The organism is Nocardia albiluteola, assembly GCF_018860155.1.
GTDB lineage: Bacteria > Actinomycetota > Actinomycetes > Mycobacteriales > Mycobacteriaceae > Nocardia > Nocardia albiluteola.
Map to the genome: position 1 here is coordinate 1 of NZ_JAHKNI010000032.1, position 14,198 is coordinate 14,198.

At 66.0% G+C, this 14,198-nt stretch carries 13 protein-coding genes; 5 read left to right on the forward strand and 8 right to left on the reverse strand.

Features of this window, described 5'->3' with window-relative positions; all coding sequences use genetic code 11:
* Positions 1 to 304 precede the first annotated feature (304 nt).
* Complete coding sequence (locus KO481_RS42350; RefSeq protein ID WP_215924381.1) at positions 305 to 1,126, reverse strand: GNAT family N-acetyltransferase; 822 nt, start codon at positions 1,124 to 1,126, stop codon at positions 305 to 307.
* A 403-nt stretch (positions 1,127 to 1,529) separates the two neighbouring features.
* On the opposite strand from KO481_RS42350, the gene KO481_RS42355 reads away from it, so the two are divergent.
* From KO481_RS42355 to KO481_RS42365, 3 genes are all read left to right on the forward strand, one after another.
* On the forward strand, positions 1,530 to 1,841 hold the full coding sequence (locus tag KO481_RS42355; RefSeq protein WP_215924383.1) for a transposase: 312 nt from the start codon (positions 1,530 to 1,532) through the stop codon (positions 1,839 to 1,841).
* The gene (locus KO481_RS42360) at positions 1,841 to 2,698 is read left to right on the forward strand and encodes an IS3 family transposase (protein ID WP_308167006.1); all 858 of its coding nucleotides are present in this window, start codon (positions 1,841 to 1,843) and stop codon (positions 2,696 to 2,698) included. The genes KO481_RS42355 and KO481_RS42360 overlap by 1 nt, the downstream gene beginning before the upstream one ends.
* 191 nt (positions 2,699 to 2,889) lie before the next feature.
* Positions 2,890 to 3,192, forward strand: coding sequence for a hypothetical protein (locus tag KO481_RS42365; protein WP_215924385.1), 303 nt, complete (start codon positions 2,890 to 2,892; stop codon positions 3,190 to 3,192).
* Positions 3,193 to 3,254: 62 nt separating this feature from the next.
* On the opposite strand, the gene KO481_RS42370 is transcribed toward KO481_RS42365, so the two are convergent.
* From KO481_RS42370 to KO481_RS42390, 5 genes are all read right to left on the reverse strand, one after another.
* Complete coding sequence (locus KO481_RS42370; protein WP_215924403.1) at positions 3,255 to 3,611, reverse strand: VOC family protein; 357 nt, start codon at positions 3,609 to 3,611, stop codon at positions 3,255 to 3,257.
* 404 nt (positions 3,612 to 4,015) lie between these two features.
* A complete protein-coding gene (locus KO481_RS42375) occupies positions 4,016 to 4,621 on the reverse strand; it encodes an esterase/lipase family protein (RefSeq protein WP_308167003.1) in 606 nt (201 codons plus the stop codon).
* A gap of 360 nt (positions 4,622 to 4,981) precedes the next feature.
* The gene (locus tag KO481_RS42380) at positions 4,982 to 5,857 is read right to left on the reverse strand and encodes a bile acid:sodium symporter family protein (RefSeq protein ID WP_308167005.1); all 876 of its coding nucleotides are present in this window, start codon (positions 5,855 to 5,857) and stop codon (positions 4,982 to 4,984) included.
* 174 nt (positions 5,858 to 6,031) lie between these two features.
* Positions 6,032 to 7,231 carry an FAD-dependent monooxygenase gene (locus KO481_RS42385; protein WP_215924389.1) on the reverse strand — a complete coding sequence of 400 codons (1,200 nt, stop codon included), beginning with the start codon at positions 7,229 to 7,231 and terminating at the stop codon, positions 6,032 to 6,034.
* Positions 7,228 to 7,698, reverse strand: a complete 471-nt coding sequence (locus KO481_RS42390) for a GbsR/MarR family transcriptional regulator (protein WP_215924391.1) — start codon at positions 7,696 to 7,698, stop codon at positions 7,228 to 7,230. Before KO481_RS42390 ends, KO481_RS42385 begins: the two co-directional genes overlap by 4 nt.
* A 205-nt stretch (positions 7,699 to 7,903) precedes the next feature.
* Between KO481_RS42390 and KO481_RS42395 the strand changes: the two genes are divergently transcribed.
* Both KO481_RS42395 and KO481_RS42400 read left to right on the forward strand, forming a co-directional pair.
* Positions 7,904 to 8,893 carry an MBL fold metallo-hydrolase gene (locus tag KO481_RS42395; protein WP_215924393.1) on the forward strand — a complete coding sequence of 330 codons (990 nt, stop codon included), beginning with the start codon at positions 7,904 to 7,906 and terminating at the stop codon, positions 8,891 to 8,893.
* Complete coding sequence (locus KO481_RS42400; protein ID WP_215924395.1) at positions 8,890 to 9,708, forward strand: class I SAM-dependent methyltransferase; 819 nt, start codon at positions 8,890 to 8,892, stop codon at positions 9,706 to 9,708. Before KO481_RS42395 ends, KO481_RS42400 begins: the two co-directional genes overlap by 4 nt.
* Positions 9,709 to 9,724: 16 nt before the next feature.
* On the opposite strand, the gene KO481_RS42405 is transcribed toward KO481_RS42400, so the two are convergent.
* Entirely contained in the window at positions 9,725 to 12,460 is a 2,736-nt protein-coding gene (locus tag KO481_RS42405; protein WP_215924397.1) for a helix-turn-helix transcriptional regulator, read from the reverse strand.
* 76 nt (positions 12,461 to 12,536) lie between these two features.
* A partial coding sequence (locus tag KO481_RS42410) for a helix-turn-helix transcriptional regulator (protein WP_215924399.1) occupies positions 12,537 to 14,198 on the reverse strand: 1,662 nt, incomplete at its 5' end.

Sequence of the window (14,198 nt, forward strand, 5' to 3'; positions counted from 1 at the left end):
GGACGCACGCCATGAGAGAGCCACACCAAACCCACTGGTGGGCAGCCGATGTGAGAGCGACCTCGCCGGGTACCTGGACCCGATCCTGGCCGGGAACGAGCCCTACCGCCAGTATTAAGTAGCCGATGAGAGAGCGGTTTCGATGCCCGATCCAGTACCACGATGGTTGGACTCGACATTTCCGTAGATTCTTGTCAATTCCTTTGCCGAGGTTGGGTACCTCTCAGCGAGCTGTGACTGGTCCGCGATCGGAGTCCGGTTAATGAATGTGTATCTCGCAGTCGGCCCAACAGGGACTGCCCTATTAGGTTGCGCCGAACCGCATTTGGATCTGCTCTTCGACGACCTCGTAGCCCAACCGCTGGTAGATGCCGTTGCTCGTGGGATTCGCTTTGTCGGTGAACAGCAGAACCTCATGGTTTCCTGTCTCCAACGCGACTCGCGACACATGGTGCGTCACCGCCGCCGCGTAGCCGTGTCCGCGATGTTCCGGTGGGGTGGCCACCAAGCCGACCCGCACGATCCCGGCAACGCTGCGCGAGAGCGAGGCGACCGACACCGGCAGTCCGTCGACCTCCCACAACCAGATGCCGTTGTAGGACAACCTCTCACCGACCTGATCGAACGACACTGAGGTGTCCTTCTCTGCGAACACCTTGGTCAAATCCTCCAGCACCGCCCGGTCGGATTGCTGAGCAAGCCGGGCCCGCCCGGCCGTTGGGCGGGGCGCCACCAGCCCACCCAGTCGGTAGAGAAGCTGGTGGCCAACGACCTCGGATCTACGTTGCGTAGCCTCAGCGAATGCGCGCACGACACCGACTGGGCCGGCAACACAGTCGACTTCCCAACCGGTGTTGTTCAGCACCGCGATCAACTCGGCCGTATCGGCCGCGGCAAGTCCGAACAGGCCCAGTGGGAAGGGCCGGGTGTGCACGAGCGCTCCGCCAACCCGACCGTCGCGCGTCAACCAGCCGAACAGCGGCGGGTTCGGGTACCCGGGCGCATTGCCGGCGGCAACGGTAGCGCTCACGGTCAACGCGACATTGTGTTCGGCAGGTCGAGACCGCAGAAACTCGCCAGCCGCCCCCAGATACTGCTCAACATCTTCGGTGAAGGTCCAGCCCATGCCGCCCATCCTGCCGAAACGAGGTTCGACGCGCATCCCAATTGATTGCGAGTTTCCAACGGCAGCAATCGGTTACAGTGTCGATGGACAGTTCAACACCGTCCAGCTGCAGCACCCTCCTCGGCGCCGCCTGACAACGCCAATCCTCCGCAGCCATCGCTGCGAGTCGCCCCCGCTCTGGTCTGCCCACGCTCGTGCCTGCGGGCGGTTTGCGACAGCGGCTGGAGAACGCCCTGCAGTGCCGCGGACCGCGCCGACCGAACCGGCCACAGACGCGTCGGCGAATGCATGACTTGGTGTTGAGGGTGTGAGCGGTCCCCGATGACGAGACCAGTTGATCCGGCCCCCGGAAGGGAGACCACCCTTGTGAGAGTTGCGGCAGACTGACCGTCAGGAGGTCATAGTGCCGAAATCGTATCCGCAGTCCGTGCGCCGGCAGGTGTGTGTGCGACTGCGCGCTGGGGAACGGGTCGCTGAGATCGCTGCTGAGACAGGGATTTCCGCGGCGACGCTGTTCAAATGGAAGGCTCAGGCACTGGTCGATGCGGGAGTCCGTGACGGCGTGCCGAGCGTCGAGGCCGATGAGTTGGCCTCGGCGCATCGCCGGATTGCCCAGTTGGAGGCCGAGCTGAAGCTCACCCGAGACGCGTGTGAACTATTCGACGAGCAGGTGGTGATCTCCCCAAAAGGAAATACGCGATCGTCGAAAGGCTGATCGCGCGTGGGCATTCGGGCCGAGCGGCCTGCCGTATCGTCGGATTGAACCGGGCCACTTTTCATCGCTTGCGCAAGCCAGCGTTATCGATTCGGTTCCTGCGGCGAACGATTGTGGCCGACGAGATCGGCAAGATCCACCTGCGTTCTCGTGGAACATACGGGCGGAGGCGGATTCAGGCAGCGTTGCTGAGCGAGTGCGACATGATGGTTAATCATAAGCTGATCCACTCGATCATGGGCGAGTTGCAGCTCTCGGGTCTGCCGCTCCAGAAGGGACGGAAACCGAATCTGCTGGGTGTTCATACGCCGTCGGACCTGGTGAACCGCATGTTCGTCGCGAACAAGCCGAACGAGCTGTGGTGCACGGACATCACCGAGCATCCCACTCGTGATGGAAAGGTCTATTGCTGCGCGATTCTCGATTGCTTCAGCAAAAAGGTTGTCGGGAGGTCGTTTTCTACAATCCCGGACGCAGCTCTGGTCAATAATGCGGTGAATATGGCCGTCCGGGAACGGAAAAGATACCACGGCGCTATATTGCATGCCGACCACGGCACTCAGATCACATCCTGGTCGTTCGGAGAGAACCTTCGCCGGCACAATCTGATTCCCTCCTTCGGAACCGTTGGCGACTGCTTCGACAACGCTGCCATCGAGGCGTTCTGGGGGCGAATGCAAACCGAGTTGCTGAACACCAGGAAGTGGCCCACGAGCCTCGAGTTGACCATAGCGATGGCCGACTGGATCGATAACTTCTACAACGTCGAACGCCTCCACAGCTACCTCGGCCACCTCAGCCCCGACGAGTATGAGATGCTATGGCACGCTACCCAACCGGAGTCTCGACTCTCGTAAGAGCGGCTCACTCTCCGGGGGCCGGATCAACCCAGGAATAGAGCCAGGTGATTTCGTTCCGTGTTCAGTTGGTCTCGCAGGCCACCGGGTGGTGGGTGTGGGTGCAGGCCGCAGCGTACTCGGCTGGTGTCAGGTAGCCCAGCGCCGAATGTCGGTGCCCGGCCCAGGCGGCAGACCCTATGATGATGATCGTGAGCGGAGACCCCCTTACCGTGCCGTTCTCTGAGCTGCGCAACGCATTCGAGTTAGTGTTGGCTCACGTCGAGGCCATGGCGACCGCACAGTCCATTACCCTCGATCAGGACGTCTTCTGGTCCATTCCGGCCGAGGAGCTCTACGACGTCTACAACACGCCGTCCGATCTGACGATCGGCCAGCTCTCGGAGTCCTGGCAGCACCTACGCGATCTACTCGCGGACGAGAACCGAGTACTCGGCTATCACCTCGTGTGGCTTGCCGATGTCTTGAGGGCCATCGGCCAGACCGTTCGCTGAATATCCTGTACTGCCGCAAGCAGGGTGGTTTCGGTAGGCCACCAAACCGGCCAGAGGTTGTTTCACCGGAGGGTCAGGCAGAACGGATGCCCGGCCGGGTCGATGAGGACACGGAACCAGTCTCCCGCCGGCTGATAGTCGGGCTTTGTCGCGCCCAAGGCCAATAACTTGGCCTCGGCCTGGTCGAGATCGACGACCTTGAAGTCGAGGTGGATCTGCTGGGGCACGGTCTGAGCGGGCCACTGCGGCGCCTGATAGCCATCGACCCGCTGGAATCCGAGGAACAGCCCGTCCGCACGGTTCAGGCCCGCGAAGTCGGGGCCGGACTTGGGATGCAACTCGAAACCGGTGGCCTCCCTGTAGAACTCGGCAAGCGCCTCCGGATTGGCGCAATCAAGCGTTACCGCCACCAACTCCATCTGCACGGGTATGACAACTCCTCGACCGACCTCGTGCCAGCGAACCAGACCGCCTCACGATAGTCATGCGCCCTCCGCGCTCGTCAGCCGATATCCGCAGCTCGACTTCAGCCGACACAAGCATCCTGAAATGCTGGGTGGCGCGTGGTCGGCGCGACAGTTCTAGCCCAAGAGCGAGCAACGCAACTTGCTTGACCTGACCGCCGGTCACGTCGAATGTTTGGGCTATTCTCCAACATTCGGCGTAGGCGGATACTGTTCGAGGATGACCCAGGGGAGTGCAGCATGGCTTACGTTGGTCGGCACGTTGGGGGGCGTGTCTGTCACTGCGGTTTTCAGTTTGATCTCGGTCTATCTCACGCAACGTGGCCGACAGGGTGTCGGAAGCGGCACAGTCTCCTTGCTTACGGACAGTTCGTCGCCAGTGGCGCGCCACGCAGGGCTGAGTCGATCAACTGTTGTAGTGCGCCGTCGATCGGCTCCTGACCATGGTCGACCGTGCGACCGGGACAGAACGACTGGATGCTCGCATTGGTCGCTCCATTCAGCGGATTCTTTTCCGCCCCTGCGCTTTCGGAGAAGAAGTGGTAGGCGGTCAAACCTGCCGGCACCATGGGGGCCTTGTTGAGTCGAGTCAGGAATTCCGAGCCCGGCACCAGATCCCGACAGCCCGGCGACACCATGGAGCACACCGATCCGAGATCGTCACCTTTTTCGGGCGTGCCGTAGTCGATGTAGGTTCCGACCGAATCCATCCCGCCCAGGAACTTCACGTAGTCACGTTGCGCCAGACCGCCCATGGAGTGACCGACCAGATCCACTCGCCGCGCCCCGGTCTGCTGCCGGATGTGGGCGACCTTATCGGCCAGCGCCTGCGCCGACTCCGAGATCGGCGCTGTCCCAGTGGGATTTCCGGACAACACCATCGAAAAGGCCGAGTATCCGTGATCGCCTAGCCAAACCCGCAGAGTTTCCAGCCGCGCTCGATCGGCAGCGATACCGCCGATCACCAGTACCGGATCCCGGTCTCCCTTGTCGGCCATCGCCGTCCCGGTCTGCCCTGCGACCAGACCTATTGCGAGACACAACATTACGATGCCCGTGCGCGCTATTCGTGCCAGAGAGTACATCGACTCGCTTTCCTGGAGTCCCGACTGCTGATCTACGGTCCGGTGCACGCGAACGTGCGTGACCAGGCGGTCGTGGCGTTGCTGACGGCGAACAGCATGCCTCTTTGTTCGAGCCGCTAGTCAACGGTACATGACACGCGTCGATCTCCGTCAGGGTCAGGACATGTACAGAACGCTGCCGCCTGAACTCGAATTGATATGGGTAGAGTGACGTCGGCGATCCGGGGCAAGTCTCTGCCCTCAAACGGCAGTGGGCACCGACGCAGACCGACTACGCCGGGCGAACAAATACGCCGCAGCCGCGGCAGGCACATTCATCAGGACCCCGTACACCGCCCCGGGCACCGCCAGCGCCGTACTGTGCAGCACCGAAGTGGCCACGGCAATAGCCAACGCGCCGTTGTGGATTCCGATCTCCATGGCGGCCGCGATCGCCTGGTCGGTCTCGATTCGGAACAGTCGGGACACGTAGTAGCCGACCGCCAGGCCGATGATCGCCAACGTCAGGCATACCGCCGACAGCGCGCCGATATGGGAGGTGAGGGTGTGGAAGTCGCGGGCCACGGCCGCCAGGACCACCAGCGCCAGCACCACGATGGATGCCACCTTCACGCTGCCGCGCATCCGCTGCGACCAGCCCGGGAAGCGGTGGTGCACCCACATGCCCAGCGCCACCGGCACCAGCAGAATCGCGAATACCTGCGCGAATTTATCTGGGCGCAAGCCGATTCCGGCGTCACCGTCGAGGAACAGCGCATATGACAGGCCCACCCACAGCGGCAGGGTGAATACTGCCAGCACCGAATTCACTGCCGTCAGAGTGATGTTCAGCGCCACATTGCCGCCTGCGACATGGCTGAACAGATTCGCCGAGGGCCCGCCCGGTGACGCCGCGACCAGTAACATACCCGCCGCCACCGCACCGTCGAGCCGGAACAGGTAGACCAAGCCCAGGCACACGGCCGGTAGCACGACCATCTGGCACACCAGCGCCACTACCGTTGCCTTCGGATAACGCAGCACCCGAACGAAATCGGCCGTGGTCAACGCCAAACCGAGACCGAACATCACCAACGCCAGCGCGAGCGGTAGGAACACCGCGAACAACGAGCTCACTGCCAACTCCCAATCGAACCGACGGGCCAGTCTCCAGTCTGGCACCAGCGCCGACCCTAACTGATCCGGACAGTACAAGCGGGGACTGCCCCGGCTTCGGTTGGCTCTCGCAGCAGCCACCGCCGCGATCAGCGACCCCTGCCAACGGCCGCAAAGGGCAGCGGATTCACAATGCTATCGCCCCGTTCCGGTCGTCACGGGGTGGCCGTCGAGGCTCGGTGGGGTCCAGTTCCACAGGTGTGCGGTCTTGCGGGCGGCAATGCGGCTGCCGACCAGGGCGGTGAGCCGGGTCATGGTGGCGTAGACGAAAGCATTGGTGGAGAGGCTGATCGACGGGTCCTGCCGTGCGCCGCGCTGCACGGTCTGGGTGCGGGGGCGGCGGAGGCTGTCGTAACGGGCTAGGGCGGCGGGGATGTCGGCGTCGCCGGCGAGTTCGGCGGCCAGGACGGTCGCGTCCTCGAGGGATTGGCAGGCGCCCTGGGCGAGGAACGGCGTCATGGCGTGTGCGGCGTCGCCGAGGAGAACCACGCGGCCCTTGGCATATGCGGGCAGTGGGTCGAGGTCGGAGACATCGTTGCGCAGCAGCGACTGCGGCGGCGTCGCCGCGACGAGCTTCGGAATCGGGTCGTGCCAGGTACCCACGCGCTCGACGACTTCGGCCATGTCATCGTCGTAGTGCACGTGCGGTTCGGGCTGGCGGATGGCGACGAACCAGAACACGCGCTCCTCGGAGATCGGATGCGCGGCGAAGCGCACGCCGCGTCCCCAGGTCTGGAAGCCGTCCACCGGCCAGACGGAGCCGGGCGCGGTCACCCCGCGCCAGACGAGGATGCGCTGGAAGACCGGGTCCGTGGTGTGCGGCCAGACGGAAGTCCTCACCGCACTGTGGATTCCGTCCGCGCCGATCAGGACGTCGGCGGTCTGACGATGAATGTCGTCGCCGGTCCGGTAGGTCACCGTGACGGCCGCATCGGTCTGCTCGACCCCGGTGACCTCCGCCCCGGTGCGCACGCTGTCGGTAGGGAGGTGAGACTGCAGCAGTTGCTGCAGATCGCCTCGATGGTTCGCCAAAAGTGTTGTATCGCGGCCTTTTTCGAACTTCATCAGGTATTTTCCGGCCGGTGTCAGCAGGTTGACCGCCGCCTCGGACGGCTGGGAGATGGCGCGGAATTCCGCGCCGACGCCCAGGGCGTCGATGGCCTTCAAGGCATTCGGCGCGAAGGACCAGCCCGCGCCGACCTCCCGCGATTCGCCCGCTCGCTCCAGCACGGTCACCGACCATCCGACGCGGCGCAGGCCGATGGCCGCGGCGAGTCCGCCGATGCCACCGCCCGCGATGATCGCGTGCCGACCGGTATCGTGTTGCTTGGTCATTCGCCTTGTTCCTTCGTGTCGGGAAGCGGTTCCGCTGTGAGCCGCTCGGTCATCCAGTCGTAGACGTCGTGTGCGGCCTGTAGCCGTCGTGCGGGGGTGCCCGCACCGCCGGCCAGCTCCATACCTTCGGCCGTAATGCCACGGAATTCGGCGAGGCTGGCAATGCGCCGCTGCACGACGGTTTCCCAGGCGCGGTCGTCCATGCGGTAGTAGTTGGAGCGTTCGCCTGGTCTGGTGCGCCGCCGGATGAAACCGGCGTCGGTCAGGACCCGCATATTGGTGGCCAGCGACGCGCGGCTGGCTCCGATCGCCGTGGCGATCTCATCGGCGGATTGCTCGGCGGGATCGCAGATCATCAGCCATCCGAGAATGCGCCCCGCGATGGGTGGCACTCCGTACTCGACAGCGCAGAACATCGCGACCTTTTCGACCCACTCGAGCACCTGCTTCGGATCCGTCTGTGCCATCAGCACCGTCCTTTCCAGTTCCGTCTAGTTGTTTCAGTTCTAACTGAATCAACTAGACGGCGCAAGACATTCGGGGCGGTGCGTGAACAATCAGGTAACCGGGGCCGGCAGCGACGCCGTCGACCCCAGTCGTTCGACGGATTCCATCGGCGCCGTCGTTTCCTAGCGTCGGGTGGGCACACCGTGCTCGACGAAAGGCAATGACATGAACGCCCATGCTGTACCCGACCGGGAGCTCGGCGAGCGACCCGAGGGATATCAGGGACCGAACCTCTCACCGGTGGGTCTCGAACACCGTGCACATCGATTCGACGACGGGGTCTTCGCGCTGATGGCGACATTGCCGCCGAAGGACAACAACGGCGTCATCGCGGGGGAGGACGCGGCACTGGTCGTGGATGCCGGTATCACTCCGAGCATTTCGGAGCGCATTCAGGTGCACGCGGCCGAGTTGACCGATCGGCCGGTGCGGTATCTGGTGAACACGACCTACCACGGCGATCACACCTTCGGCAATGCCGCCTTTCCGGGCGAAGTGGTGGTGATCTCGTCACGGCTGAACAAGGAGAACATGTCCGATCTCGGCAACGAGAAGCGGCAGCGCGCCGGGAACATGTACGGGGCCGAAGCGGAATTCGATGCGGTAACCCGTTGGCGCACACCGGATGTGGTGTTCGATGATTTCGCCGAGGTCGATCTGGGTGGCCGCATCGTGCAGCTGTGGCAGTTCGGGCCGGGTAACGGTCCGGGCGACACCGTTGTGTACGTCCCGGATACCCGCACCGCGTGGACCGGCAACTACGTCTGTCATGCGGGCATTGCGCCGATGCTGCTGCAGGGCGGGCCCGAGCCCTATCTCGCATCCCTGCGGAGAATGCGGGAAACGTTGCCGGACATGGCGATCGTAGTGCCGGGGCATGGGCCGATGGGCGATGCGCTCGAGGCGGTCGACTGGTTGATCGGATATCTGGAGCAGCTCCACGACGAAGTCGCCTCGGCTGTCGCCTCGGGACTGACGCTGGAGCAGACTCAGGCACAAGTCACCGACCCGTGGGCCGAGACGCTGACACCGAGTCTTACTGCCGCGCTGAGCGATTACGCGGTGCCCACGGAGTTCGCCGTCCAGGGACTCCTCGTGCTGTGCCGGAATCTGCACCGGCTCAACGTGCTCGCGACCTTCCGGAGCATCGCGTGACTCCGCCGCGTACCCGTTTGGATCTGAATCAGCTCGAGCAAACCTTACTGATCACGTTGTGGGCCAAGGCTCTCGATAGCAGGCTGCCCATCCCTATGCTGGGCGACACCCGCTCCGCGGAAATCGCGGATCGGATCGACTACGACTTCGCCACTTTGAAGATCAAGGACAGCCTGACCTACGAAACGGCCCTTCGCAGCCGGAAATTGGACGATGCCGTCCGGATGTTCACTGCCGCGCATCCCGATGCGGTGGTGCTGGATCTGGGCTGTGGGCTCGATCCCCGGATGCATCGCTGTCAGCCGGCGTCCGGAATCGATTGGTATGACGTCGACTTCCCGGACGTGATCGCCCTACGTCCGGAATTCCTTTCGGAGCCTTCCCATCTCGTCGGTGCGGACATCACCGCCGCAGGTTGGCTGGCGGGGATACCGCGTGACCGTCCGGCCATGATCGTCGCCGAGGGGCTGATACCCTTCCTGCCCGGCACCGCGTTCCACGTCCTGACCCGCGCTCTCACAGACCATTTCGGTACCGGCGAGATTGCCTTGAACGGCTATACGCGGTTCGCGGCGTGGGCGATGAAATATCACCCCACCATCAAGGCGCTCGGCATCACCGCTGCGGCGGGTTTCGACGACCCCCGCGAACCGGAGACCTGGGGCGCCGGGCTCACCCTCGTCGATGAGGATTTCCTCACCCGTGCACCCGAAGTCGCCGACTGGCCGCAGCCCTTGCGCGGGCTCACCCGGTCCATGGCTCACAGCAGGGCTCTGTCCCGTCAGGGGGCGCGCATCCTGCGTTATCGGTTCTGACCCGGGACCGGCACTGCTACAACTGATCGAGCAGTGCGGATAGTTCGGCCCGGACTGCGACACCGAGTTTCGGATAGGCCTTGTAGAGGTGGTAGCCGACGGTGCGGGGGCTGAGGAACAGCTGCCCGCCGATGTCGCGGTTCGACAGTCCCCGCGCCGCCAGGCGGACCACCTGAAGCTCTTGCGGCGTGAGCAGATCCAGCACCGACGCGCCGGCCGGTTGCCGGCCGGTGTCGCCGGTGGCGCGCAGTTCGGCGCGGGCCCGATCGGCCCAGACCTTCGCGCCGATCCGCTCGAAGGTCTCCAGGGCCGCCCGCAAACGCGTGCGCGCCTCGGTCTTGCGCCGGGCGCGCCGTAACCATTCTCCGTACAGCAGGTCGGAGCGGGCGGCCTCGAGGGGCCGATCGCCCTTCTCGTGCAGCCGCACCGCTGCGGCGAAGTGTGCCTCGGCCTCGTCGCCGGAGCTCATCTGGGCCAGGCACCGTGCGTAAACGCCTTGGATCCAGGGTGATCGGCTTGCGTCCGCCCAGCGCCGGAGGCGTTCGAGCGACCCTCCGATGCGCTCGGGCTGCCCGGTGCGCATCGCGGCCTCGACACGCATGGGTGTGAAGAACACCGACATGTAGTGGCCGCCCATAGGACCGCGGGAGGCGGACTCGATTCGGTCCAGCACCCGGTCGTAGCGGCCCGCGCCCAGATCGAGGAGTCCGAGCGCGGCGGTGGCGAGCAGGGCGGTGGCGAGTTCGCCGCGATCGAGGGCGGCGGCGAGGGTGGGCTCGGCGAATTCCCGGCAGCGCAGCTCATCGCCGGACTGCGCCGCGCCCCAGGCGAGAATGCTACGGAGGCCGTCCATTTGATGATGCTGGCCGACGGAGTCGGCCAGCGCTAGCCCTTCCTCGGCATGCACGGTGGCATCGCGATGGTGACCGGTCGCGTATTCAGCGGAGGCGAGATAGTGCAACCGCATGGGCAGCACCCGGAGCGAGAATTGCTCGCGGCCCTCGGCGACCAGCGCGGTGAGCAGGTCGCGGGCCTCAACGTCGAGGCCGGTCATCAGGCCCATGGCGGCGGCGTTCATCCGCTCGTCCGGGCTCAGTTCCGCCGAGTGGGAATGCGCGTAAGCCGCGCACGCGTGCAGCCGGTGCAGCGCGGCTTCGTCGTCGCCACCCAGCATGCGGGCGATGCCGATCATGCCCTCGCTGATCGGGGTCCGGCCTCGGCGCCGTTGCAGCATCGTCGCGGCCCGCTCGGTGAGCTCGGGATCGCCGACCAGTACGCCATTGCGGATCGCGTCGACGAGCATCGTTCCCGCCAGGTCGGCCGGCGCCCGGTCGGCCGTGTCGATCAGCATGCGGGCGGCATGGCGCCGGGAACCGAATTCCGATTCGACGATGGCACGCAGGTGATCCAGGTGTGGTGCGTCCCTCTCGTCGAGCGGCCCGCGGGCCGCTCGACGGACCAGAGCAGCGGTCCGCCGCAGATCGCCGGCTGCTGCCGCCGCCTTGGCGGCGCAGGTCAGGCGGCGTGTGCCGCCGACCGGATCGACGGTCATCGCGGCCGCACGCTCCATCGCCGCGGCCGCGAGCGCATGGTCCCCTCGATCGGAGGCCCGGTCGGCGGCGGCTTCCAGTGCTGCGGCGATGTCGTCATCGGGCCCGGTGGCAGCCGCGGCGCGATGCCACGCCGCTCGATCATCGGCTTCGATGGTGCCGCACATGGCCAGCGCCGTGGCGAGCGCGCGGTGTGCCTCCATCCGACGGTGTGCCGGAGCGGCGCCCAACACCGCCGCGCGGGCCAGCGGATGCCGGAAGGTGACCCGATCATCATGGCGCACAAGCAATCCCGAGTCCTCCACGCGCGTCAGCTCGGCGGGTCCCGCGTGATAGGCGGCTGCGGCGGCCAGTACGATTTCGAGCCGGCCGGTCTCTTCGGTGGCCGCGATCAGCAGCAGGGCGGTGGCTGCATCGTCCAGCCCTACGGCCCGTGCGCCGAACGCCGTCTGTACCCGGGTGGTGAGTGGCAGCGTGGCCAGGTCGTAGGAGCCCGCCGGTGCCGTGCCGGTGCGTTGTTCGGCGCTGAGCGCGGACGGGAGTTCGACCAGGGCGAGCGGGTTGCCTCCGGTTTCGGCCAGCATGCGGGCGCGCACCGGTGGCGCCAGTTCCGGATGCAGTTCGTCGAGCAGGGTGGCCGCGGTGTCGGGATCGAGCGCGGTCAGCTCCCGGGTGCCGAGGGCGGTGAGCCCGGCCGTATCGCGGACGTCGCCGCGCACGGCGAAGAGCAGGAGCACACCCTCGTGGTGCAGGCGCCTGGCCGCGAAAGTCAGTGCCTCGGTGGAGGATCGGTCGAGCCACTGGGCGTCGTCGACGAGGCACAGCACCGGTCCGTCCTCGGCCAGTTCGGCCAGCATGGACAGCACGGCGAGACCGACGATGAAGCGATCGCCGGGTTGGGCCGGGGCCAGACCGAAGGCGCTGCGCAGCGCCACAGCCTGGGGCGCGGGCAAGGCGCCGAGGCGGTCCAGCACGGGATGCAGCAAAAGATGCAGACCTGCGAAGGGGAGCTCGGCTTCCAGCTCTATGCCGGACACGCGAATCACGCGTAGTCCCTGGGCTTTCGTGGCGGCGTAGTCGAGGAGGGCGGACTTACCTATCCCGGTCGGGCCGCTCAGCACATGCGCCCCGCTGCGGCCGGTGCGCACGTCGGCCAGGAGACGATCGATCAGCGCCAGTTCCTCGGCACGCCCGTATAGCACTCGGCTGAGCCTACCTAAGCAAACTGGTCGGTTCCAGATGGCCAGGTGGCCGGAAGCCCCCGGGAACGGGACGCGGTCAGTGTGATTCGTGGAGGAGGGCGGCCAGTTCGGCGCGGGTCGCCACACCGAGTTTCGGATAGGCCTTGTAGAGGTGGTAGCCGACGGTGCGTGGGCTGAGGAAGAGCTGGCCGCCGATCTCGCGATTGGACAGGCCCCGGGCGGCCAGCCGGACGACCTGAAGTTCTTGGGATGTGAGCAGATCCAGGACGGATGTGGTGGGCCGGCGGCCGCTGGTGTCGCCGGTCGCGCGGAGTTCGGCGCGGGCGCGGTCGGCCCAGACGTGTGCGCCGAGCTGGTCGAAGGTTCCCGCGGCGGCGCGCAGGCGAGTGCGGGCCTCTGCCTTACGCTGGCCGCGGCGTAGCCATTCGCCGTAGAGCAGCGCGGTGCGGGCGCGTTCGAAGGGGCGGCCCCCCTGCTCGTGCAGGCGCTCGGCTGCGTTGTAGTGTTCCTCGGTTTCGTCGGCGGGACCGGCCAGCGCCAGGGAGCGCTCGTACACCGCATTCGTACAGGGGGATCCGCTGGCGACCGCCCAGCGGCGGAATCGGTCGAGGGGTACGGTGAGGTGGTCGGTCCGGCCGATGCGCACGGCGGCTTCCACGCGTAGTGGCGTGAAAGACACGGCCACCGTGAAGCCCGCGGCCACGAACATCGGTTCGCGGGCGGCGGATTCGAGCCGATCGAAGACCAGCTCGTAGCGGCCCGCACCCAGGTCGAGCATGGCGAGCGTCGTAGTGGCCAGCGCCGCGGTCGCGGACTCGCGACGGTTGAGCGCGGCCGAGAGAGCGGGTTCGGCGAGTTCGCGGCAGCGCGTCTCGTCACCGGACAGCGCCGCGCCCCATGCGAGAACGCAACGCGGGCCGTCCATCTGGTGGTGCAAGCCGATGGACTGCGCGAGCGTGAGTGCCTCCTCCGCGTGCACGATCGCGTCGCGCGTGTGGCCGGTCGCGAATTCGGCGGAGGCCAGGTAGTGCAGCCGTAGCGGCAGCGTACCCAGGGTCGACTGTTCGCGTGCTTCGGCCACGAGAGTTTCGAGCAGGTCGCGGGCCTCGTGGTCGAAACCGGTCATGAGACCCATTGCGGCGCCGTTCATCCGCTCGTCCTGGGTGAGTTCCGCCGAGTGTGCGTGCGCGTACTCGGCGCACGTACGCAATCGCGGCAATGCGAACTCGTCGTCACCGCCGAGCATTCGGGCCAACCCGAGCAGGCCCTCGGTCACTCGGTTGGGGCCGTGGCGATGGTGCAGCATGGTGGCTGCGCGCGTGGTGAGTTCGGCATCGCCGACGAGGAAGCCATTGCGTACCGCGTCGACCAGCATGGGGCCCGCCGCCTCGTTCGGCGCCCGATCGGCGGCGTCGATGAGCAGGCGCGCGGCGGTGTGCCGGGAACCGAATTCGGCCTCGACGACGGCTCTCAGCGAGGCCAGTCGTGGGGCGTCGGTCTCGTTGACCGTTCTCCGGCCTGCTCGGCGCACCAGCGCATCGGTCCGATGCAGATCTCCGGCGATCGCGGCTGCCGTGGCCGCGCCGATCAGGCGTCGGGTGCCGGTTTCCACGTGGATGGTCAGCTCGGCCGCGCGTTCCATGGCCGCGGCGGCGGCGGCATGGTCCGCGCGTCCGTATGCCCGTGTGGCCGCGGACTCCAGGTCGTCGGCGATGGTGTCGTCCGCACTGGTGGCCGC